This is a genomic window from Natrinema gari JCM 14663 (assembly GCF_000337175.1).
GTDB classification, from domain to species: Archaea; Halobacteriota; Halobacteria; order Halobacteriales; family Natrialbaceae; genus Natrinema; species Natrinema gari.
The window spans coordinates 1-22,088 of the sequence record NZ_AOIJ01000030.1 but is presented as its reverse complement, the minus strand read 5'-3'; the positions used below and the strand labels follow the sequence as shown (position 1 = coordinate 22,088).

Annotated in this window: 21 protein-coding genes, 1 tRNA gene and 2 pseudogenes; 8 read left to right on the top strand and 16 right to left on the bottom strand. The window is 64.7% G+C overall.

Features of this window, described 5'->3' with window-relative positions; all coding sequences use genetic code 11:
• Nucleotides 1-203: 203 nt before the first annotated feature.
• On the bottom strand, nt 204-1,565 hold the full coding sequence (locus C486_RS01050) for a hemolysin family protein (protein WP_008452065.1): 1,362 nt from the start codon (nt 1,563-1,565) through the stop codon (nt 204-206).
• Between the two features lie 358 nt (nt 1,566-1,923).
• On the opposite strand from C486_RS01050, the gene C486_RS01045 reads away from it, so the two are divergent.
• Nucleotides 1,924-2,685, top strand: a complete 762-nt coding sequence (locus C486_RS01045; RefSeq protein WP_008452061.1) for a competence/damage-inducible protein A — start codon at nt 1,924-1,926, stop codon at nt 2,683-2,685.
• A 63-nt stretch (nt 2,686-2,748) separates the two neighbouring features.
• Here C486_RS01045 and C486_RS01040 read toward each other — a convergent pair whose 3' ends face one another.
• Nucleotides 2,749-3,393, bottom strand: a complete 645-nt coding sequence (locus tag C486_RS01040) for a metal-dependent hydrolase (RefSeq protein WP_008452060.1) — start codon at nt 3,391-3,393, stop codon at nt 2,749-2,751.
• Nucleotides 3,394-3,521: 128 nt separating this feature from the next.
• Between C486_RS01040 and C486_RS01035 the strand changes: the two genes are divergently transcribed.
• Nucleotides 3,522-4,232, top strand: a complete 711-nt coding sequence (locus C486_RS01035; RefSeq protein ID WP_008452058.1) for a helix-turn-helix domain-containing protein — start codon at nt 3,522-3,524, stop codon at nt 4,230-4,232.
• 133 nt (nt 4,233-4,365) lie between these two features.
• Here C486_RS01035 and C486_RS01030 read toward each other — a convergent pair whose 3' ends face one another.
• Nucleotides 4,366-5,427 (bottom strand): GIDE domain-containing protein, encoded by a 1,062-nt coding sequence (locus tag C486_RS01030; protein ID WP_008452057.1) that lies wholly within the window; start codon nt 5,425-5,427, stop codon nt 4,366-4,368.
• Between the two features lie 412 nt (nt 5,428-5,839).
• Here C486_RS01030 and C486_RS01025 point away from each other — a divergent pair, with 412 nt between their 5' ends.
• Nucleotides 5,840-6,865, top strand: coding sequence for a hypothetical protein (locus C486_RS01025; protein WP_008452056.1), 1,026 nt, complete (start codon nt 5,840-5,842; stop codon nt 6,863-6,865).
• A gap of 386 nt (nt 6,866-7,251) precedes the next feature.
• On the opposite strand, the gene C486_RS20710 is transcribed toward C486_RS01025, so the two are convergent.
• Nucleotides 7,252-7,426, bottom strand: a tRNA-Trp gene (locus tag C486_RS20710).
• 57 nt (nt 7,427-7,483) lie between these two features.
• Nucleotides 7,484-8,404 carry a DUF5794 domain-containing protein gene (locus C486_RS01020; protein WP_008452053.1) on the bottom strand — a complete coding sequence of 307 codons (921 nt, stop codon included), beginning with the start codon at nt 8,402-8,404 and terminating at the stop codon, nt 7,484-7,486.
• Nucleotides 8,405-8,948: 544 nt separating this feature from the next.
• Here C486_RS01020 and guaB point away from each other — a divergent pair.
• The gene (gene guaB / locus C486_RS01015; RefSeq protein WP_008452048.1) at nt 8,949-10,451 is read left to right on the top strand and encodes an IMP dehydrogenase; all 1,503 of its coding nucleotides are present in this window, start codon (nt 8,949-8,951) and stop codon (nt 10,449-10,451) included.
• Between the two features lie 67 nt (nt 10,452-10,518).
• Here guaB and cmk read toward each other — a convergent pair whose 3' ends face one another.
• Together cmk and C486_RS01005 are read right to left on the bottom strand one after the other, a co-directional pair.
• Complete coding sequence (gene cmk, locus C486_RS01010; protein ID WP_008452047.1) at nt 10,519-11,130, bottom strand: (d)CMP kinase; 612 nt, start codon at nt 11,128-11,130, stop codon at nt 10,519-10,521.
• Nucleotides 11,131-11,278: 148 nt separating this feature from the next.
• Complete coding sequence (locus tag C486_RS01005; RefSeq protein ID WP_008452045.1) at nt 11,279-11,758, bottom strand: cupin domain-containing protein; 480 nt, start codon at nt 11,756-11,758, stop codon at nt 11,279-11,281.
• A gap of 165 nt (nt 11,759-11,923) precedes the next feature.
• Here C486_RS01005 and C486_RS01000 point away from each other — a divergent pair, with 165 nt between their 5' ends.
• A complete protein-coding gene (locus tag C486_RS01000; RefSeq protein WP_008452044.1) occupies nt 11,924-12,463 on the top strand; it encodes a hypothetical protein in 540 nt (179 codons plus the stop codon).
• 90 nt (nt 12,464-12,553) lie between these two features.
• Here the strand turns inward: C486_RS01000 and C486_RS00995 are convergent, their stop codons facing one another.
• From C486_RS00995 to C486_RS00965, 7 genes and pseudogenes are all read right to left on the bottom strand, one after another.
• A complete protein-coding gene (locus C486_RS00995) occupies nt 12,554-14,314 on the bottom strand; it encodes a YcaO-like family protein (protein WP_008452042.1) in 1,761 nt (586 codons plus the stop codon).
• 37 nt (nt 14,315-14,351) lie between these two features.
• Nucleotides 14,352-14,774, bottom strand: a pseudogene (locus C486_RS00990) (cation:proton antiporter); the annotation flags it as partial.
• Between the two features lie 145 nt (nt 14,775-14,919).
• Nucleotides 14,920-16,395 carry an MATE family efflux transporter gene (locus C486_RS00985; RefSeq protein WP_008452038.1) on the bottom strand — a complete coding sequence of 492 codons (1,476 nt, stop codon included), beginning with the start codon at nt 16,393-16,395 and terminating at the stop codon, nt 14,920-14,922.
• On the bottom strand, nt 16,392-16,985 hold the full coding sequence (locus tag C486_RS00980; protein ID WP_008452036.1) for a TetR/AcrR family transcriptional regulator: 594 nt from the start codon (nt 16,983-16,985) through the stop codon (nt 16,392-16,394). The genes C486_RS00985 and C486_RS00980 overlap by 4 nt, the downstream gene beginning before the upstream one ends.
• 194 nt (nt 16,986-17,179) lie before the next feature.
• Nucleotides 17,180-17,629 carry an RNA-binding protein gene (locus tag C486_RS00975; RefSeq protein ID WP_008452035.1) on the bottom strand — a complete coding sequence of 150 codons (450 nt, stop codon included), beginning with the start codon at nt 17,627-17,629 and terminating at the stop codon, nt 17,180-17,182.
• 76 nt (nt 17,630-17,705) lie between these two features.
• A complete protein-coding gene (locus C486_RS00970; protein WP_008452033.1) occupies nt 17,706-17,906 on the bottom strand; it encodes a hypothetical protein in 201 nt (66 codons plus the stop codon).
• Between the two features lie 307 nt (nt 17,907-18,213).
• A complete protein-coding gene (locus C486_RS00965) occupies nt 18,214-18,438 on the bottom strand; it encodes a HalOD1 output domain-containing protein (protein WP_008452031.1) in 225 nt (74 codons plus the stop codon).
• A 162-nt stretch (nt 18,439-18,600) separates the two neighbouring features.
• Between C486_RS00965 and C486_RS00960 the strand changes: the two genes are divergently transcribed.
• Nucleotides 18,601-18,783: a hypothetical protein gene (locus C486_RS00960; protein ID WP_008452030.1), complete on the top strand. Its 183-nt coding sequence runs from the start codon at nt 18,601-18,603 to the stop codon at nt 18,781-18,783.
• 146 nt (nt 18,784-18,929) lie between these two features.
• On the opposite strand, the gene C486_RS00955 is transcribed toward C486_RS00960, so the two are convergent.
• On the bottom strand, nt 18,930-19,619 hold the full coding sequence (locus C486_RS00955; protein ID WP_008452027.1) for a type 1 glutamine amidotransferase domain-containing protein: 690 nt from the start codon (nt 19,617-19,619) through the stop codon (nt 18,930-18,932).
• 152 nt (nt 19,620-19,771) lie between these two features.
• Between C486_RS00955 and C486_RS00950 the strand changes: the two genes are divergently transcribed.
• Entirely contained in the window at nt 19,772-20,236 is a 465-nt protein-coding gene (locus C486_RS00950; protein ID WP_008452025.1) for an Hsp20/alpha crystallin family protein, read from the top strand.
• Between the two features lie 69 nt (nt 20,237-20,305).
• On the opposite strand, the gene C486_RS00945 is transcribed toward C486_RS00950, so the two are convergent.
• Nucleotides 20,306-21,304, bottom strand: a complete 999-nt coding sequence (locus tag C486_RS00945; protein WP_049910030.1) for a DHH family phosphoesterase — start codon at nt 21,302-21,304, stop codon at nt 20,306-20,308.
• A 198-nt stretch (nt 21,305-21,502) separates the two neighbouring features.
• Here C486_RS00945 and C486_RS00940 point away from each other — a divergent pair.
• A pseudogene (locus C486_RS00940) lies at nt 21,503-22,088 on the top strand (thiolase family protein); the annotation flags it as partial.

Below are 22,088 nucleotides of genomic sequence, written 5' to 3'. Positions count from 1 at the left end.
ATGTTCGAGTACAGTCATCGACACGTACATGCCCGTCCGCCCCATCCGCCCGTCGTCCCGGAACACCACCTCCGTCGCGGGCCGTCGCGTCCGACCGCGACACCACTCTGCGATTCGACACGGGAGACCACCTCGGACTGGTGGTGGTCGGCCCGCTCGAGTGCGCCACCCATCGAGTACGCAGCGAACCCCCGTCGATGGCGTCAGTGGGACGACTCGTCGGCCTCCGGCACGGCCTCGCTGACGGTCACCCGCGAGATGCGCGTCCCCTCCACGTCGTCGACGGTGAGTTCGTAGCCGTCGACTTCGATCGCGTCCCCGACTTCGGGAGCGCGGCCGATGCGACTCAACACTAGGCCGCCGATGGTATCGAACGCGTCGCCTTCGAAGGTCGTGCCGAGCGCTTCGTTGACATCGGCGAGCGGGACGCCGCCGTCCATGGCGTATCGACCGTCGGCGAGGTCGTCGATCGAGGGCACCATGTCGGCGACGTCGAACTCGTCTTGGATCTCGCCGACCACCTCCTCGATGACGTCCTCGATGGTCAGAATGCCCTCGAACGTACCCCACTCGTCGATGACGACGGCCAGTTGGACGTTGCGCTGGCGGAACTCGGCGAGGATTTCGTCGATGCGGCGCGTTTCGGGGACGATGAGGACCTCTCGAGCGAGGTCGCGTGCGGTCGGTTCGTCGCCCGCTCGGCCGTCGTCGCTGTCTGTGGCTTCGATGGCTTTGAGAACGTCCTTCGCGTGAACGAATCCGACGACCGGTTCGTCGGCGTCGTCGTCGACGACAGGGAATCGCGTGTAGCTCCCGCTGGCGGCGATGCCGCGAAGTTCGGAGAGGGGCATGCCGGCACGGACGGTAACGACATCGGGACGGGGAATCATGACTTCGCGAGCGACCGTCTCACCGAGGTCGAAGACGGATTCGATCATCTCGACTTCGTCCGCATCGACGACACCCTGTTCGCCCGACTGGGCGACGATCCGTCGGATCTCCTCTTCGCTGTGGCCCTCGTCGCGCTCGGAGGCCGGCGCAACGCCGATGAACCGCGTGAAGAAGTTCGCCGTGCCGTTGAAGACGATAATCCCAGGGATGAAGACGTAGTAGAAGACCTTCATCGGCGCGGCGACGAGCAACGCGATCCGCTCGGCGTCCGCGATAGCGAGGGTCTTGGGCGCGAGCTCCCCGAAGACGACGTGCAGGAACGTGATGATACTGAACCCGATCGCGATGGAGACCAGATGAAGCGTTCCTGCGGGAAGCACCGGTCCCAGAACGGGCTCGAGCAGCGAAGCGATGGCCGGTTCGCCGACCCAGCCGAGCCCCAGCGAGGCGATCGTAATGCCGAGTTGGGTCGTCGCGAGGTAGTCGTCTAGATTCTCCTCGGCCTCCTGGACGAGCTTCGCCGACGACCGCCCGTCCGCGACGAGTTCTTCGATCTGTGTCGGCCGAATGCGGACGTACGCGAACTCAGCGGCGACGAAAAAGCCGTTCAGGAAAACCAGGAAGAGGGCAAAGAGGAGCCGCCCGAACGAGAAGGCGAGGTCGGCGGCTACCATCGGGCCCACCCCGGTCGTCGCGACGGCTCCCGCGTCGTCGGGCTCGCATCGAATCCGCGTCGGGTTCGATCGTCGGTTCGCTCCGCCGCCGTGTCAGCACCGGACGGGCGGCGGCTATCGTTCGGCGACGGGGACACAGCGAACCGCTCGTCGCCGGTGAACACTCCCATACGGTCACTTGGCACAGGGCTTACAAAATCGTGGCGCTGGCGATCGACGATCGGGGATCAGTTCCGACGGCCGCGAGCGCGTGTTCGATCACGCGGGTACGTGTCCGGCGATCGGACCTCGGTCCCGTCCCCGACCGACCGCCGGCCGGAACCCGAGCGGATAACTGGCCGGCCGCCGAACCGCGGCTATGGACGTCGCGATCGTCACCGTCGGCGACGAGATTCTCGCGGGATCGACGACCAATACGAACGCATCGTGGCTGGCCGAGCGGCTCACCGAACGTGGCAGCACGGTCCAGCGAATCCTGACGATCCCCGACGACCGCGCTCTCATCGCGGACTACGTCGACCGCTGGAGCGATGCCTTCGACGCGGTGATCGTCACCGGCGGCATCGGCGGCACGCCCGACGACGTGACCGTCGAAGCCGTCGCCGACGGCTTGGGACGCGAGTTCGTCGTCCACGGCGAGATCCGGGAGCGACTCGTCGAGAAGGCGGCCGCGTTCCGCGACGAGAACCCCGAGATGGTCGAGGAGTACGATCTCCAGCTGGATATCGACGCCGCAGCCTCGATTCCGGAGGGTGCGACGCCGATCGTCGTCAACGAGGGATGGGCACCGGGCTGTCTCGTCGAGAACGTCTACGTCTTCGCCGGCATCCCCGACGAGATGCGGGCGATGTTCGAATCGGTCGCCGACGAGTTCGAGGGCGATTCGACCGCGGAGACGCTGTACACGCCGGCACCCGAGGGATCGCTGCACGAGGCGCTCGAGGGGGTTACCGAGCGCTTCGACGTTTCAGTCGGCAGCTATCCGCGCAGCGAGAACCGGCCCGGACGGATTCGCGTCTCGAGTACTGACCCGGAAACGGTTGAGGAGGCGATAGCGTGGCTCCGCGAGCGCGTCGAGACGACCGCGCCGCCGTCCGCGAGCGAGGGGGCATCCGAGTGACCGTTCCGCTGTGACTCGCGACAGCGGATGGTCGGCTCGCCTGGCCGCGGTCGACCGTCGCTCTCAGTCGGCCCGCCGCCCTTCGACGATCCGAACGAGCACCGTTCCGAACCCGGCGACGGTGAGCACGAATCGTTCACCGGTCGCCGCGATGGGGAAGATCCGCTCGACGGCGGTCGCCGGCTCGTCTCGAGTGGGATCGAACCCGGTTCTGTAATGGGTGTTCTCGGTGGTCCCGCGGGCCGTCGACTCCGCCAGACGGCCGGCGTCGAGTTCGACGAACGTCTGGACGAGGCCGCGTTGATCGGTCACGAGCAGCGATCCCGACAGGTCGTAGAATCGGTCGTGGAGCGGCCAAAAGAGATTGACGCCGTTGAAGAACGCGTCGAACAGGACGTGGGCGAAGAGCAGTCCGGCCAAACTGACCCACGCGACGCGGTGGCCGTAGCTCCCCCACCGATCCCGGAGCATCGATTCCTCGCGGATCGTCCCGTCCCACAGTAACGCGGCGGCGGGGACGAGAACGATCCAGACGTTGTGCAACGCCGCACGATGCGTCCCGGGGACGACGATGCCGATCAGCGTATCGAGATCGAGGACGGCGGCACAGCCCATCACGATCGCGATTGCACGGGTATCGAACTCGTCGCCGAGCAGTGCGACCCCGAGCAAGCCTGCGAACGCGACGTGGACGACGGTCGATGGCACGTTCCGCGGACTCGAACCGCGAGGGCTTGACTGTTGGGTCGCTCGAGTCGGAACCGAGCGTCGACTCTCGGTCCTGACGGGCGGTCGGTCTCCGGTAGCTACTTGCATCGACCGGGAGACGGTCGGGTATGAGCGGACGCGGACCGAAACGGGAACTCGCGGAGAAAATCGCCGGGGAGATCACGCTGAGTGAGGACCCCGGTGCGACGCTTCGGAAGTGGCGGACCGACTTCGACGTCTCACAGACCGATCTCGCGGCCGAACTCGATGTCTCGTCGTCGGTCATCTCCGACTACGAGAGCGGCCGCCGGGAGAGCCCCGGTATCGGCGTCGTCGGGCGACTCGTCGAGGGGATGCTCGCGATCGACGAACGCCGCGGCGGGGAGCGCATTCGACAGTACGGCCGCGTCCTCTCGGCTGGCTTCGAGAGCGATGTCGTCTACGACCTCCGGGAGTACGCCACCTCGCTTCCCCTCACGCGACTGTACGACGATCTCGAGGCGACCGAAGTGGCCTCGAGCGGGACCGAGCAGGTCAGCGGCCACACCGTCATCGACAGCATCGAGGCGATCACCCGCCTCTCGAGCGAGGAGTTCTTTCGCCTCTACGGGCAGAGTACGAACCGCGTCCTCGTGTTCACGAACGTCACGCAGGGTGAGGGCGTCGGCATCGCGCTGCGGGTCGTCAATCCGACGCCGAACGCCGTGATCCTTCACGGGCTCGAAGAGGCGGACCTCTGGGACCACGCGCGGGAACTCGCGCGCATCGACGGCTACTCGCTGGCGGTCACCTCGGCCCCGCTCGACGACGTACTCGAGCACCTCATGACCCTCGACTAGTTCCCGCGGGGTCGGTTATCGAGACGGTATTAGGAACCGGTTCCAGTCGGACAACTTGGCGGCCCATTCGGCTGTCGCTCACTGCGGACACTCCGACCGCCTGATGCTCCGATCTCAGTTTCTTTCGACGAGTTCACGGGAGGCCGTGTCCAGCGAACCACCACAGGAGGGCGGTCCCGCTGCCGATCAAGACGACCGCGGCGAGGGCACAGCCACTGATCGTCTCTCGCAGGGCTCGAGCAACCTCCCGGGTGCTCCCGGAAGCGACAATGAAATCGGTGCGCCAGTCGTCGGTCGCGGCGATCGACCCCTTGCCGTCCGCGGAGTCGACGACGCCCAGTACGGTTGCCGTCTCGCCGACCGCGAGGGCCCCCTCGCGGTAGCACCGATCACGGTCACTGATCTCGAAGTCGGCCGCCTCCCGGAGCCGACTCGCGAGCGGTTCCGGCGGACGCTCGTCGGCGGCGATCCGTCTCGACGCCGTCCGCTCGAGTCGGCACGCCGCCGCCGCCGTGGGATCGACGACGACTCGGCCGGTATCGGTTTCGATGGCGAACGGGGTCCGCCGATCCGCGAGCAGACGGGGCGGATCGGTCGAGTACGTCATGACGCTCCGAAGCAGTGAGTCGGCAGCGCCCCCGGGCCAGTCTTCGTCATCAGCCGAGCGGAGCGTCGTCACCGTGAGTTGATACCAGACCGCGTCACAGCCAGTGAGGGGTGCCTCGAGCGGCTCGCGGAGCGGAGCGACGCGTCCGGAGACGGCGACGAGCCCGCCTTCGACGGCACCGGCGTCGGTGACGGTCGCCCGCCGAAGGGAGACATAGGAACGGAGCGTCGTGAGCAGCCCGCCGAGGAAATACCACCCGCTGCCGACCAGTAGGCCACCGACGGCGATGGGGACGATAACGCGCTGCGATCCGCCGACGGGACCGGCTCCGAAGAACGGGTACGAACCGACGGCAAACGGCAGCCAGACGACGACTGTCGCACCGAGCATGAGGAGTGCATACAATCGTGTGCCGACGTGGAACCGGCGTCTGGCCCAGTCGAGTCCCGACAGCACGTTGTCGTTGGCGGCGTCGATCCCGACAACGAGCCCCCATACGTGTAGGAGACCGAGCAAGACGACCAGATCGAGACCGGAGATCGCGGCTGCAGTGACCGTTCCGATCGCCGACGCTGTGAGGGAAGCCATTACCGTCCGCTGACGTGTGGATGAGCCTAACAGTTTCGGGCGAGTCCACCAGCGGTCAGGAAGCGCTCGGCGATGCCGTGCGAGCGCTTGGCTGGTATCGAAGTTCCGTGAAAACGTCCCGACAGTCGCCATTATCAACAGTGACCGACTGTGTGAACCGCGTGACTCAGCACCGATTCAACAGAGTGGACTGTTCGTATCTACTAATTAGAAGCGGCCGAGGGTCCTGCTGGCGAGGGCTGAGACCGCTTCTATGGCCTCTGGTTTAGCGAACTGGTGACGATCCGGACCCGACCATACTGGGTTGGTCGGTGGGTGGCAGAGTCGGTCAGAGCAGTTGTGGCACGAGGAAGACCGATGATAGGTAGACTTTTTATCTGGCCAACCAGATTCAGCAGTTATCTCCGATAGTATGTACCGATATACTCCCGACGAGATCGACCAGGAGCGTGCGCATCACCAGGCACTCAAACAGGTCACGGAAACGAACGCAGGCGACGTTGACGTGAAACGAATTGGAAACCTAGGGGAAATGGCATTCGAACGGTTCTGTCGAGAATTTATCCCTGTCGAAATGTGGGACTGGGAAAACGAATATGCTATGCGGAGATGTAATCCAGAAAGCTTCTCTGGTTATGACTTCGAGGTCTTCGGCTATGAGATAGATGTGAAGACTTCGCGTGACGTCTCTGCATTTCTTCCAGAGCGAATGCTCGAGACGGATGACCAAGATGATATCATCGTGATGGCGTGGCATCGGGATAACGAAGATGCCCTGATTCTACTCGGCTGGGAGCGCGTAGAGACGCTGAAATCGAAGGCGGAAACGCAGGAGGAATATTCTGGCGACGAGCCGGACAAACTGGACCACCTCGCTGCGCGACCGATGAACGAACTGATCGAACTCGGGCCGAGCACTGCTCAAATGAAGCAGAACCCGAAGAATCCATTCACACCTGGCGATCGGGTCGTGAAGGGAGAAGAGGAGGATTCGGACACTGCCGTTGTGATTGAGCGATTGCCGCCAGAGAAGTTAAGCTATGAAGCGGTCAACGTAGCGTTCGTTCCGCAACTGGATGAGGGACCAGGGGATTGGAGAGAGATCCACCCCGCTAAGCTTGCATCGTACTGCGACGATCAGAACATACGGACGTATCCGTATAAGTACTCGAATCTGGAGTTAGCGAAGAATCCCTTTGAGCCAGGAGATCGTGTCGTCAAGACAGAAGACGAAGATCCCAACACTGGCCTTGTGACGGAGCGACTTGATCCAGAAGAGAGGGGATACGAAGCAGTCAACGTTGTATTCGTTGAGCAACTGACTGAGAACGGCTCTGATTGGAAACAAACGCCCGTAAGGGAGTTAGCCGACTACTGCAGCGAGGAAGGCGTGAGAACGTACCCCTTCAAATACACCAATATCGAGTTCGCCGAGTAAAACTGCTTCAGACAAACTACATAGAGGGCAGCAGCCTCAGCCTCCACAAGGAGGAGCTTCGGCCGCTTCTGTGGCCCCTGGTATAGCACACTCGACGAGCCCGCGGTCCTCGAGAGCGATCGTCAGTAACTGGAGAGCAGGGTACAGCCGATCACGGAAGTCGCCACCGTCGATGAGATGTGGTGATCGTGACAGACTCGTCCCCAGATGACGAAGTCGTCCGCTCGATTGAGGCATTGCCATCGACACCATGGGTGACGGCACCGATAACTGAAGTATCGAGTATACTCGGTGCGCTCGAAAACCGTCATGCGCACCACCCCGAAAAATAGGGTATTCTCCAAGATCTTTCTCTCTGAAGGGTTACGTTAAAGTTAAGATGAGAATGGGGTCGGAGGGATTTGAACCCCCGATCTACTGATATCTCCGGTGCGCCTCGGAACTCCAGAGGGTCATCACACGAGCACTGATCAGGTGCCCGATCAGTATATCAGTCTGGAGTGTCGTCCCGGGCGCGTTGCCTCTGGAGTCAGCCGCCATGCCTGGCTTGGCCACGACCCCTCGAGTCCCAGTTGGGGGATGTACCGTAAAGTGGTTTCGATTCGGACCGGAATCGCCCTACAGCCACGGGGCCCGTCCCGCGGTGTCCGTCCCATCGTCGCCCGGATACGCGTTCGGCTCCTCGTCGCGCTCCGCGGCCGGCGGCTCGCTCGAGGCGCTTGCGCCCCCGCCGTCGGTCACCGCGCCCATCCGCGCGGTCGTGTCGTCTACGTCGGCGTCCGGCTCGGGGCCCGAGTCGGCGTCGTCGGACTCCCGGAACGGGAACTCGACGGCGAACAGGGCGGCGACGAGCAGGGCGACCAGCGGGGCCTGCCCGAAGGCCATCCAGAGTAGGGACGGCGGGAGCAGGCCGAGCGCGACGGCACTCCCGAAGCGGAACCGGTCGATGTCCATGTACTCCCGCAGGTACGGCCCAGTCAGCGCGATGGCCAGCGCGAAGGCGACGCCGACGGCCGCGGCCAGCGTCGCGTTGGCCACGAGTGCAGGCTCGGTCATCAGCGAGAACGTCGCCCCGGAGGGCTCGAGACTCGCGACCAGCCCCAGCCCGATGATGACGGCGGGGTTGGGGAGGTAGTCGCCGATCGTCGCGCTGGCGGTCTTGGCCGCGATGGCGGCGATCACCAGCGCCGCGAACCGCTCGAAGATGACGATATCGATCACGCTCTCGATCGCCGGCGCGAGCGCGGCCTGAACTGCCGACAGCAGTATCAGTGGGATACCAACGAGCAGGACGACCGCCGCCTGCTCGCGGGGCGTCCCGTCCATCTCCGCAAGGATCACGGCGACGGTGGCGCTCCCGCCGAAGATCAATAGCCCGATCTGAATCGCATCGAGCGGTTGGTTGAGCGCCCCGGCCAGGATCAACGCGGGGAAGACGCCGTCGACTAGCGGCAGCATCATGACCAGCGCGAGGAGCCTGGCGTTACCCCCGATGATACGCTCCATCTGGAGCGCGACTGGGTGTTGTGACGTACTCATCGATCAGAGTCGATGGCCATGACCCGAGGCCTGCGGGTGATATGATGGACAATCCCGTCCCGATCGGTCCGGACGCCAGTCGATCGGAGTGGGAAGAAGGCCTCGAGCTGTGAGTTTCTGTGTAAAATTCCCGAAAGTGGCAACGGAGGCGGCACTCATCCGGCCAGCGGTTCGGGCGTCGGCTGCACTCACAGCGAACATACTCCGACAGATGGGTGGATTGTCAATAAACGTTGCGTGGGACACCATTTCACGATCCGGTAGCGTTTCGACAGCGGCGGCCAGATCCGAACGGAAATGAACAGGTCTGACTCGGATGTGGGCACTCGTAACCGAGATTGCCCCGCGTCCAGGCAGACACAATGGTTCTCATTCGCACACGAAAGATCAGGAAGGAAGCCGTCCGCTCGAGGGGGACGGCCGTCCAAAACGGGATCGCGGGTCCAGGTGCTAGCGGGCAGCAGTACCCGTTTCTGGGGGCGTCAACCGTTGACACCCGCGGATATCTCGCAACGCTTTTTGCCCGGGGGGTCTGACGGTTTACATGGCGAACGACGTTCCCGAGCACGAGCCCTATTCTTCGAAACTGCAGGTACCGGAAGCGCTAACGTTCGACGATGTCCTTCTCCGCCCCAAGGAGAGTCGCGTCGAACCCGACGACGCTGACCTCACGTCGAACGTCTCGAAAAACGTCGAGGTCTCCGTCCCGATCCTCTCGGCGGCGATGGACACCGTCACCGAGAGCGACATGGCCATCGCAATGGCCCGCCACGGCGGTCTCGGCGTGCTCCATCGCAACATGAACGTTGACGAGATGGTCGAGGAGATCGGTCGCGTCAAGAGCGCCGACGAACTCATCATCCCGCTGGATTCGGTCGTCACCGCTTCTCCGGAGATGTCCGTCCGCGAGGTCGACGAACTGATGGCTCGCCACGGCGTCGGCGGCGCACCCGTCGTCAACACCAACGGCGAAGTCCTGGGGATCATCTCGAGTACGGACATTCGGCCCCACCTCGAGGTCAACGAGGACGATCCGGTCACCGAAGCGATGACCGACGAGGTCATCACGGCTCCCGAGGACGTCGACTCCCGCGACGCGTTCGAGTTGATGTACGATCACAAGATCGAGCGCGTTCCGGTCGTCGACGACGAGAACCTCCTCGTGGGACTGGTCACAATGCAGGGCATCCTCCAGCGCCGCGAGTACAAGGAGGCCGTCCGCGACGAGGACGGCCGCCTCCGCTGTGGCGTCGCCGTCAGCCCGTTCGAGCAGGACCGTGCGACGGCCGCCGACGAGGCCGGTGCGGATATCATCTTTATCGACACCGCGCACGCGCACAACCGGAACGTCATCGAGGGGGCCCGCGAGATTACGGACGCCGTCGACGCGGACGTCGTCGTGGGCAACATCGGGACGCGAGAAGCGGCCGAAGCCCTCGTCGACTTCGCCGACGGGCTGAAGGTCGGCATCGGACCGGGATCGATCTGTACCACCCGCGTCGTCTCGGGCTCGGGCATGCCACAGATCACGGCCGTCGCGCAGGTCGCAGACGTGGCCGCCGAACACGACGTGCCCGTGATCGCGGACGGCGGTATCCGCTACTCCGGCGACGCGATCAAGGCGATCGCCGCCGGTGCCGACGCGGTCATGCTTGGCTCGTACTTCGCCGGCACCGACGAAGCGCCCGGCCGCGTCGTCACCATGAACGGCAAGAAGTACAAACAGTACCGCGGCATGGGGTCGGTCGGTGCGATGAAATCCGGCGACGGCGACCGCTATCTCAAGGACGAACCCGAGGAGGAAGACGAGTACGTCCCCGAAGGTGTCGAAGCGGCGACCCCCTACAAGGGAACGCTCAAATCCGAACTCCACCAGCTCGCCGGCGGCATGCAGTCGGGCATGGGCTACGTTGGTGCGGCGACGATCCCCGAATTCAAGCAACGCAGCGAGTTCGTCCGCGTCTCCTCGGCCGGACAGGCCGAAAGCCACGCTCACGACGTCGTGATTACCGACGAAGCGCCGAACTACTCGCCCGACAGCAACTAACACACCGATCCGGCACGGCACACGCGGCTGGAAGGGACACAGTGTGACGGCTCGCGGACCGGCGGCCTTAGATGTCCATCGACGGGGTGGTGAACGCGCCTTCGTCGAGTTCCGGATCGTACTCCTCGATCGCCGCTCGGGCCAGCGTAAACACGCCGGCCTTGCTCCAGCGGGCGGTGTTGATGTGTAGATCGTAGAACGAGCGGTCGCCGATGTCGATCTCGTAGTACGATTCGTAGCGGCCCGCCTCGCTGACTTCCCGAACCCGCATCTCGGCCTCGGTCTCCGTGCGGTCGTCGATCCGCTCGAGGCGGACGGGTTCCGGGGCGTCGAGCCAGATCCGCAGGTCCGCGCGGTCGCCGGCGAGCCAGCCAGCCAGCCGGGACTCGAGGATGAACGGTTTGTTGGCCATGCCCCACTCCTCTGCGATCTGTTGGAGTCGCTGGTCTAACGCGCGGTCGATCTCGTCGGACTCGTCGGCCTTCGCGGTCAGTTGGTTGAGGCTCATCTCCCGATCGTCGGCAAGCTCGCGGAAGATGTCGCCCCCCGAGACGTACGGACAGCCGATCGCATCGGCGAGTCGCTCACAGAGGGTCGTTGCACCGCAGCCCGGTGGCCCGGAGACGGTGATAAAGAGGGACGTGTCGATCTCCGCACTCGAACTGTCTTGTGCAGCCATACGTCGATTATCGCGGCCCCACACCAACAACGTTCCCCTCTTTCGGGCCCGGTTTCGCTCGGTGTGTCGTGCGGGGTCTGGAGCCGAACGCGTCACACAGGTGTGGACGATCCGGACTCGATCGCCGTCGGTCGTACCCGCGCGACCGCTACTGCGGCACGAACGCGTGTCCGCACTCGGTACAGGTCAGCCGGAAGTCCCCGTCGGCGGTGAGGTCGAGGCCGTGGCCGACCTCGGCCTCGCAGTCCTGGCAGTAGACCAGTGACTCGAGTTGGTCCCAGTCGTGTTTGGACTTGGGCGCGCCGAAGGCGAACCCGACGACCTTCCCGTCGCCGTCGTTGTAGCCGTGCTGGAAGTCGCCGGGCTCGAACCGGATGACCTCGCCCTCGTCGACCGTGACCGTCCCGTCGTCAGTGTCGAACGTCGCGGTCCCGGCCTGTATGTAGAAGACTTCTTCCTGGTCGTAGTGGGTGTGCATCCCGCCCGAGAACGACTCGCCGGGCTCGAGTTCGAAGTAGTTCATCGCGAAATCCGAGAAGCCGAGCGCGTCCGAGACCGGCCGTCTCACCGAGTGGACATCCATGGGGTTGCGTTCGATGTCGACGTCGTCGATCGCGACTTTCTCCATGTGTTGTCGTTCGTCTCTCGAGACAAAAGTCCCATGGGTGGCGATGACTGACGTAGTCTACGACTGTGTCCGCTGCCGGATCGTGTTCCAAGAAGAGTAACGCATACAGTCGTCCGACCCGGAGCCACACACGTGAACCGCCGTACGGTACTTCGGACCGCCGGGATGGGCGCGATCGTCGGGCTCTCGGGCTGTCTCGAGGCGCTCGAGGAGCACTATCAGGGCAGTTTCCAGGGGCTGGTGCCCATCGAGATCCACAGTGAGGCTGAACGCCACTACGATATCACGCTCGAGGCGTACAAGCCCGGGACGAAACAGCGGACCTACGACGAGAGTTACACGATCACGGCGAACCAGTCGGCCTCGCCCCCGCATCTCGATGCAGTCGAGCAGACACTTCGCGTGGTCAAGTACGGCCGGGATGGCGAGGAGTTGGCGTTCAGGGAAGTCACGATCACGCCGAACACGACGTTCGTGAACGTACGGATCACCGACGACGATCTCATTTTGGATGTCCAACGGAGCGAGGAAGCGGACGGTCCGGGGCCGACCGCCGAGCCCGAACCGCACGAAACCGTGACGAACGGCTCCGAATCGGCCGGCCCCGCGATGAACGAATCCGAGCCGAGCGACGGCGAGTCGGGAACCGGGGACGCGCCGGCAACCGAACGCGAGCCCCCGTCCGACGGCGATAGTACTGACTGAACCGATTCACACGCCATCCCACAGCCATCCTGCGAGCAGGTGTGCAGTGACGGTCAGCGGCGACGATACCGGACGGGATCGGCGACCGCGTCAGGGATACGGATGGAACGCCCGCTCGAGGCGCGGTTCGAAGCCGAGTGCCGTCGGGACCGTCCGCGCTCGCTCGCCGAAGCACGGCTCGTCGGTGAACAGCGGTTGTGCGCCCGGAACCAGGACGCGGACGGCTTCGAACCCGAGGTCGTCGATATCGCGGGTCGTCAACCGGGCGGCGTACGGCGTCAGTCCGACATCGGCCGTCCGCGAACACAGCGCCTCGAGCCGGTCGCGGCCGGTCGGCACGGGATCGGGGCCGACGCTCGCCGCCGGAACTGTCCGCTCGGTGTCGACGAACGCTCGCGCCCGCTCCGGGAACGAGGCGTACTCGCCGATCTCCCCGCCGGCATCGTCGGCCTCCGCCGGTCCGAGATGGCGGAGTTCCATCCAGTTCTGGAGCGCCTCCTCGAGCGCCGATGTCGCGGCCGCCGCGGCGTCGAGTCCGGCCGCCGAGCCGACGGCGAATGCCGGCCAGGCGTCGTCGTCGGCTCCGACTCCGTCCCCCTCGAGCCCGTCCGGGTCGCGATGAACCGCGACGGCGACGACGGGAACGTCGATGTCCTGTGTGACAAGCAGCGGCGTCACCGACAGCCCCTCGCTCCGGGCACGGCGCTCGAGCGTGCCGAAGGCGTCCGTCTCGACCGACAGTTCGAGGGGGTCGAACGTCGAGTACCACGCGACCATCGTCGCGTCGCGCTCGATGACTTCTGTCAGCCCCGAAAGCAGCGCATCGACGGTCGAGGAGCCCAGTCCCAGCCCGGTCGTGATCGCCGGGAGCGGCGACGCGCCGGGCTGGGGGAACTGCACCGCCGCGGCGGGCAGGTGCGCGGTCTCGCCGGTCACGAGGTCCTCGCCGGGAACCCACCGGCGGTCGTCGCGCCCGTCATCGGCCGGCGCGTCGGCTGGCCGAACGAAGGCTGTCGGTGCGACCGCGTTCTCGAGGGCGTCCTCGCTCGCGCGGACGAAATCGGCCTCGCGGTAGACGCCGGCGCAGTAGCGCTCGAGGCCCTCGCCGACGGCTTTCATCAGTGCTGCGTTCCAGTCGGTCGCGACGCCAGCCGCCTGTCGCGGTGCGCTCGCGTCGCTGTATGCGGCGGTGTCCGCGACCGTCGACAGGTAGTAGGGTGCCGGGAACGACTCGATCTCGCCGATACTGGTGATCGGTCCGACGCGGTCGTCGATCGCCCCCTCAGCGCGGTCGACAGCGGCGTCGAGGGTGAGCGACGCGGCGTCGCGGTCGAGCGCGCGATCCCGGCCGCCGTCGGCACACTCGCATCCAGGCACAGGCAGCAGCCGGCGTCGGGCGTGGGGCACCTCGAGTACCTGCCCCATGATCGATCGCTCGTCGCCCGAGAGGACGCGCACGCACTCCCGGCCGGCGACCGCCCCGGCGAATCGCGCTTCGCTGCGGTCGGCCTGTGGCCCGTCGGCCCGCTCTTCGACGTTCGACGCGACGCGGGCGCGCAGACAGTCGAAACACCCCGTCGAAGGCGCGAATCCAGTGATCGCGGCGTCGACGTCCGGCATCGGGTGGCCTCCGACGCCGCCGATCTCGACGGCGATCCAGGGCGTTCCGCCCGTGCGGGCGGCCTCGGTCGCTCGGTCGAACGTCGCCGAACCGGCGACGTCGCTGACGACCGCGAAACGGGCGTCCGTGAGCGCCGCCGGCTCGGCCTCGCGGACACCGATATCGACGTCATCGAGCGCGGTGACGACCGCCTCGCGAACCGGGTCGTCACCCACGACGTGGACTTGCATACTCCTCCCTGCAGGCGCAGGCGGCAAAAACGCCCCGCTCGAGATCGGCGAGAATGCGGGACTTCGTAGCCAGCGACGTGGCGGCCATTGCGAGTCCGAGAAAGAGCGCCGCGCCGACGGAGACGCCGAGCCAGACGCCGGCCGCGTAGCCGAGGCCGAACGGAATGACGAACGCGCCGAAAGCGATCAGCAGGGACTGAGGGCCGAATTCGAACAGTTCCCGCAGATCGACCTCCATGCCGACGTAGACCATCAGGAGGAATACCCCGAGCTCGGAGAGGACCGAGAGGAGTTCCGAGGGGCGCAGGAGTCCGAACAGCGCGGGGCCGAAGGCGATGCCGGCGACCAGTTCGCCCATCATCGTCGGATAGCCGAAGCGCTCGGCGATCGCACCGAACGCCCACGCAACCGAGAGAACGAGGAGGAGGCTCAGGATATCGATGGAAACGGTTTCGACCATCGTTACGGCCACCCGTCGTCCGGCGGTCGAACGTGTCGTGGGGCCCGCGGTCGGTCCTGCCGGTGTGGACTCACTGGTGACTCACCTCTCGAAACTGAGGTCAGTCGGCTGTGACGGCACACAGCCACTTGACTGGATAGGGCGGTCAGTCGTCGGTACTGGTCTCGAGGTCGTCACCGATCGCCGGCCCCGACGGGCCCTCGGTGACGGCGACGTCTCGCCAGGTGCCCCGTCGGTACCAGCCGTAGGCGAGGCCGGCACCGACAACGTTCGAGACGGCAAAGGCGATCCAGATGCCGCGGTACTCCATCGTCGTCTGCGAGAGGGAGTAGGCGATCGGGAGCCGGACGGCAGCGTACGTGACGAGGACGATCGCCGCTGCGGTGAGTGTTTTCCCGGTTCCACGGAAGCTACCGTTGTAGGCCCGCATGACGCCGATGAAGCCGAAAGACGGTGCGACATACCGGAGGAAGGTAACGCCCACCTCGATGACCTGGGCGTCGTTGGTGAAGGCGGCGGTGATGGGGCGTGCGCCGAACCACGCGACGATACCCATCGCACCGAGGACGAGGAACATGGTTCGGGCGGCGAAGTCGGCAGCGGCCGCCGCGCGGTCCGGTTTGTCCGCCCCGACGTTCTGGCCGGTCATCGTCTCGACGCCGCGGGCGACCGCGATCGCCGGGAGGAAGACGACCGAGAACACGCGGGTGCCGATGCCGTAGGCGGCGACGACGTGGGTTGGGAACAGGCCGACGATCACCAACAGCAGGTTGATCGACAGGGCTCGTCCCATGCCTTCGATGGACGCGGGAAAGCCGATCGAGACGATTTTTTCGGCAAAGGCGAGGTCCGGACGCATCTGTTGGAGCCGAATCTTGACCCCGCGTGTCCCGCGGAACATGATCGCGAGTCCGACGACGAGCGCGAGCGAACGGGAGAAGACCGTCGCAATCGCCGCCCCCTCGATCCCTAACCTCGGGAACGGCCCCCAGCCGAAGATCAGGAACGGGTCGAGGACGACGTTGAGCAGGACGGAGCCGAACATGACCAGCATCGGCGTGATCGTGTCGCCGTAACCCCGCATGAGCGCGATGAAGACGAAGAAGCCGAACATGAACGGCATCCCCAGCGAGATAACCTGCATGTAGTCGGTCGCCAGCGGTAACACGTCCTGTGACGCGCCGAAGAGTCCGAGCAGTCCCTCGACGAAAACGTAGCCGATGAGCCCCAGCAGCGACGCGCCGAGCAGCGACAGCGCGACTGTCTGGGAGGCAGCGTACTCGGCCTTGGCTTCCTCGTCGGAACCGATATGCTGTGCAACCAAGACGCTACCGGCGACCGATAGCCCCATCCCGACGGAGATGAGCAGGAAAACCATCGGGAACGCAAAGCTGATCGCCGCGAGCGCCTCGGTATTGTACTGGCCGAGCCAGAACGTATCGATGAGGTTGTAGGCCGTCTGCAGCAGATTCGTCACGATGATCGGCAGCGACAGGTAAAACAGCGGTTTCGCGATGCCGCCCGAGGTGAGATCGAACTCGTCGCGACCTTTGAACAGTCGGGAAATTCGATTCAGGAGACCCGTTCTAAACAGTCGGGAAAGCCGATCCAGGAGGCTCATTCGGCAGCCTCCATCTCGTCGTCGACCGTCGTGTCCGTGTCGTCCGCCAGGAGGAATTCGTCGATGTACTGGTGGACGTGACGTTTCGTTCGCTCCGGAGACCGATCGACCGCGGCCGCTCGCGTCTCCGTCCCGTTCGAGACCGTGACGAGGAAGTCGGCCGTCTCGTCCGGATCGACATCAGCGCGGAACTCCCCGGCCTCGAGACCGTCCGCGATGAGGCTTGTGAGACGCTCGTGGAGCGCCCTGTCAAACTCGGCCAGTTGCTCCCGATAGGCCTCGTTGTACGGTGACTGGGCCTTGATCTCGAGGATCGCCGTCCGGAACTCCTCTGCGGACTCCTCGTCGGTCGGGGTCAGCAACTCATCGAGGAACTCGTGAAGTCGCTCGGTCGGCGTCTCCCCGGGAATCGTCCGCGTCCGCTCCTCGAACCTGTTCAGGAGAAACGCCAGAAACGACTCGAGGAGGTCCTGTTTCCCCTCGAAGTGATAGTGAAGGGTTCCCTTGCTTTTGCTCGATTCCTCGGCGATGTCCTGCATCGTCAACTCCGCGTAGCCGTGCTTGCACAGCGCGCCGTACGTTGCGTCCATGAGATCGTCAATCGTCCCATCTGTCATTCAGAAAATCTCTACACGAACTTACTGACTGGCCAGTCAAAAGCCCTTCGCAACCGGCGATCACGTTCGGTCGAATCAGACGGGATCACCCCGGGAGGGCTGAGACGCGTCGAACTCGCTCTCGGAGACCGGACTGAGCCGGTTCGCTTCGGAGCGATCGGCGAGGCTTACTCCCGGTCGCGCAGGCGCTCGAGAACCGTTTCGGCGTTCTCGACGGCTTGTTCCTTCTTCGCCGGGTAGGCCTCGACCTTCCCGCGGAAGGTGATTCCCTGTCCGAGGCGGACGTCCCCCGCGAAGGCCGCCTGCTTGTCGAGTCGCAAGAAGAGTTCGGTGTTCTCGGTGACCCGTTCGTCGAGTTCGTCCATCAGTTCGTCGAAGCGCTCGAGGTCGGCCAGCCGCGAAAGGACGTGTCGGAGATCGTCGGCGTTCTCGACGCGGGCCGAGAGGACGAGGATACGGTCGCCGTAGTGGCCTTCGCTCTCGGTGCGCTCGATCTCGAACGGCTCATCGTCGCCGTCGGGGAGGAAGGTGCGAAGCGCTTCCTCGACGCGTTTTTCGTCCTCGGTGGCGTAACAGAACGTCCGTAAATCGACGTAGTGAAGCGGGATTTGTGGCATCTGCGATTCGAAAGTCGGTGTGGTGAGTGCGGGCGCGATGGTGACGGGACTCGAGAGGCCGGGCCGCAAGTGGTGTTTACTCGTCGTCGGCGTCGTCGGCAGCAGCCGCCTCGAGATCGTCCTCTGGGACGCCGGCCTCCTGACCGTCGTCGAAGCTGATGGTGTAGGTAACGTCGCCGAACATCGACTCCATCGTCTGGGAGACGGTGCCGGTTTCGCCGTCGAACTCGCTGTGCTCGTCGTGTAGGACGACGCGATCGTCTTCCTCGAAGCTCATGAATTGTGGTTCCCCGTCTGCGTGTAAAAAGGGACTGATTTGGACGTCCCAGTATCGTCGCCGTCAGGCGGACGTAACCGTCGTTGCAGGCCGCGTGACGAGGTTCTCGGAACGATTCGGATGGAGAAAGCGGTGTCCAGAAGCGGAGTTCAACGGAGAGCGTACCCACGGACCGTCACTGCACACCTGAGCGCACGACGGCTGTGTGTTCAGTGTGGCACTCGGCTTGGGTGGGACGATCGGAAGGAACGACACACGGCTACCAGGAAACCGGGGTGATACGTCACACGACGGAGGCAAACCCGGCTCATTCGAGAACCACTCGCTCCGCATCAACGGTCACTGTGAAGTCCTGGTAGTCGAATGCGACGCGGACAGCGGCATCACCGGTGACGAGTGTATTGAGGGACTCGGGGTCGATCGTCTCGTACAACGGCTCGAGCTCCAGGACTGGTGTATTCGTTTCCGTAGCGACAGCGCGGAGGACGGTATGACTCGGGGAATCACTCCCCTGGATCTGGCGTACGATCATGGGTTTCGGGTTTGCTGGGGCCGTTCCCCGTGTTTTCAATCGTGTGTTGATGCCTAAGCGTTTTAAGGATTTTGAACAGGTCAATAGAATAATCATCGATGTACATTGTACGCAATATACCTAAAAAGGTGTATCTGCGTATCGACGCCAACAGGACGTACGATGGTGAAGAAGACTGTGAAGGTACGTGGGCGAAAAGGGACCGCGACGATGGATCTCTCCATTCCAGCGGCGATTACCCGGGAGTTCGACATCGAGCGGGGTGATGTCTTTGCCGTGGAGACCGACACGGATGAGAAAGACCGGTTAGTTTTGCAGTACACGCGAGTCTACGACGGCGAATAACGGAGCTCAGACGCGGTCACATACCGTCACAGCCGACTCGGCGTGTGCTCTTGGTTCGGCGACACGGCGACCGCCTGGAACGGACTCGCAGGGACGGACGCCTCGATCGAAGAACAGCGACCGCGGCGAATCGGCTCTCGGTCCGTTTAGGCCTCGAGTTCGACGTCGAGTTCCTCGAGGAGGGTTTCGGCGGCCGCGCTCGAGGAACCGGGCCCGCGGGCGGTGATCAGGTCGCCGTCGACGGTGACGCTGGTCTCCGACTCGAGTTCGGCGTCCCAGTTGCCGCCGGCCGCTGTCACTTCGTCTTCGGTCCAGTAGGGCAGTTTGCGACCGTCAGGCATGCGATCGGCCTCGTCGACGATGCCCTCCTCCCACTCGTTGGGGAATCCGGTCACGTCGCGTCCGTTGACGATGAACGCGCCGTGGCTGTCACGGGCGAACCCGAGCATGCCGACGGCGTGGCAGACGACGAGCGCCTTGCCGTGACCCTCGACGATGTCCCGGAGGAGTTCGCGAGCGTGTTTGTCCTGGTTGATATCCCACGCGGTGCCGTGGCCGCCGGGGAAGACGACGGTGTCGTACCCCTCGGCGTCGGCCTGTGCGACCGGGATCGGATCGTTCAGTCGCTCGTCGGTCTCGTGGACTTCGCGGACGTGTTCGGCGGTCTCCTCGCCGACCTCGTCGGGGTCGAGCGACCGCTCGTCGATGACCGGCGGACTCCCCGACGGCGTCGCGACCGTGATCTCGACGCCCGCGTTCGAGAGCGTCTCGAGCGGCTCGACGCATTCCTCTCCCCAGTATCCTTCTTCGCTGACGACGAATAGTGCGTCCGTCATACCCCCCTCTACGACGAGGAGCGTAAAAACGACCAGCCCACCCCTCGGTTCTGCCGCAAGTCCCTGCGCTAACAGGTTCGTCTGTGGGAGCATCACGGTGACCAAGGGTGGCTTTTTTCGCCGTCGACGCCCTATCTTCGGGAGGTGATCTCATGGCAGACCGACCGCGTCCGTTCGACGGTATCGACGACCTGCTCGACCGACTGAACCGGCAGATCGAAACGGCGGCCCGATCGTGGGAATCGCAGGTCGACACCCGAAGTCAGCTCGATCTCTCGATGAGCGGTGCCGAGACGAGTCTGGACCTCACGGACGAGGGTGACGAGTTCGTCGTCACCGTCGACGTCCCCGGGTACGAGAGCGACGACCTCGAGTTGCGCCTCTCCGGGCAGACAGTGGCGGTGTCCGGCGAGCGGGAGCAGCGACGAGAGACCGGCGGCGACGAGGAGACGTACATTCGGCGCGAACGGAAAACGCAGTCGTTCAGCCGTCAGATTCGGGTGCCGGAGCCGGTCGACGTCGATGCGGTTCGAGCGAGCGTCAACAACGGCATCCTGACGATTCGACTGCCGAAGCACGAGCCCTCGACCGACGCACACTCGATCGATATCGACTAGCGGACCCGCGTCGGCGAGTCGCTCGCTCGTTGCCGCCGGCTCTGAGCATCTCGGTGATTCCCGTCGGCGTCACTCGTCGAGGTTCAGCGCGTCGAAAAACCGGCGGCTGAGTCGTCCGCCCACGAAGGACAGCAGTTCGTCCTCGTCCCCGCCTTCGTCCGCGAAGAGACCGAGTTCGATTCGACCGCCCGCCATGTCGTGGTGACCGCCGACCGCACCGAGTGTATCGAAGCCCGCCTCCAGCGTCTCGCCCATGTGGACTCGCGGATCGATCGAACGGCCGCTCAGCCGGATCGCGTCGCCGACGACGCCGTAGACCAGTACCGTATCGACGCCCTCGAGATTGAGTAGGTAATCCGCCGCCTGTGGCAACGCGTCGGTTTCACCGGTCTTGCCCACGCTCGCGACGAGCGACGAGCCTCGGCGTTCGCGGCTGACGATCGCCCGTCCGATCGCGTCCAGCGTCCCCGGCGAGAACGCGCTGCCGTACAGTTGCTCTAGGATCTCGAGTTCCGCGTCGGGGTAGACCGCGAGCGCCGCCTCGTACTCCCGTCGCGTGGGTTCGCGGACGAAGTCCAGCCGCTCGCGGTGGAGCGCGAAGAGCAACGCGGAAGCCAGCCGCGACGTCAGATCGACCTCGAGTTCCTGGAGGTACTCGACGAAGATCGTCGCCGTCGCGCCGTAGTCGGCGCGAACGTCCTCGAACGCGGCACCGGCCGACTCGCCTGGATGGTGATCGATGACGACATCGGGAGTGACGCTTGCCGGGACCTCGGTGTTCGCGCCCGGTCTGGTGTGGTCAACGAAGCTCACGCTGTCGTACTCCTCGATCGTCGTCTCCGAGAGTGTCCGGAGACTGATCTCGAGTAAGTTGACGAACGCACGGTTTTGCTGGTGGGAAATCTCGCCGCCGTAGGTGATCGTCACGTCCTCGACCGCGTGGTCGGACGCGATCGCCTCGAGTGCGAGCGCGCTGGCGAGACAGTCCGGATCGGGATTGTCGTGACAGACGATCGCCAGCGAGTCGATCCGCTCGAGGACGGACACGAGGTCGGCCGCACGAGACATATTCGGCGTACGGGAACGAAACGCTTGAATCCCGCGTCGCGTCTCAGGAGCGACGAAACTGAGCCGGGACGTGTCGGCTCCGGTCCCGTCCAACAGGACCATCGCCGGGTCGCCCGTGACGGTGGGCTCGAAACGGGCTATCTGGCGCGAGCCGTGCGAATCGGGCACTTATTTCATCCGGCTCACTAAACAGTGTGTATGCGAGACGCATATCTCGTCGGCGCAGGACAGTCGGACTACGGGGCTTTCCCCGCGGAGAGCTACCGGTCCCTGTTCCGTACGGCGTTCGACGCGGCGACGGACAGCGTACCGAAGGGACTCGAGGCCGGGGACATCGACGAGGCGTTCGTCGGTACTCTCGGCGTCGGCGGCNACGGCGTTCGACGCGGCGACGGACAGCGTACCGAAGGGACTCGAGGCCGGGGACATCGACGAGGCGTTCGTCGGTACTCTCGGCGTCGGCGGCAGGCAGCTGGGCCTCTCCGGGCCGGCCGTGACCGAACACGTCGGCCTCGACGGCGTGCCGACGACGCGCGTCGAGAACGCCTGCGCGGCCAGCGGCTTCGCCGTGCGACAGGCCGTCCAAGCCGTCAAGTCGGGGATGGCGGACGTCGTTCTCGCCGGCGGCTTCGAGGTCATGTCCGACATGAGTTCGGACGCGACGAAGTACTGGCTCGGCGTCTCCGGGGAGACCGAGTGGGAGCGCCTCTCGGGGACCACCTTCTCGGGCGTCTACGCCCAGATGGCCTCGGTCCACATGGAGCAGTACGGCACCACGCGCGAG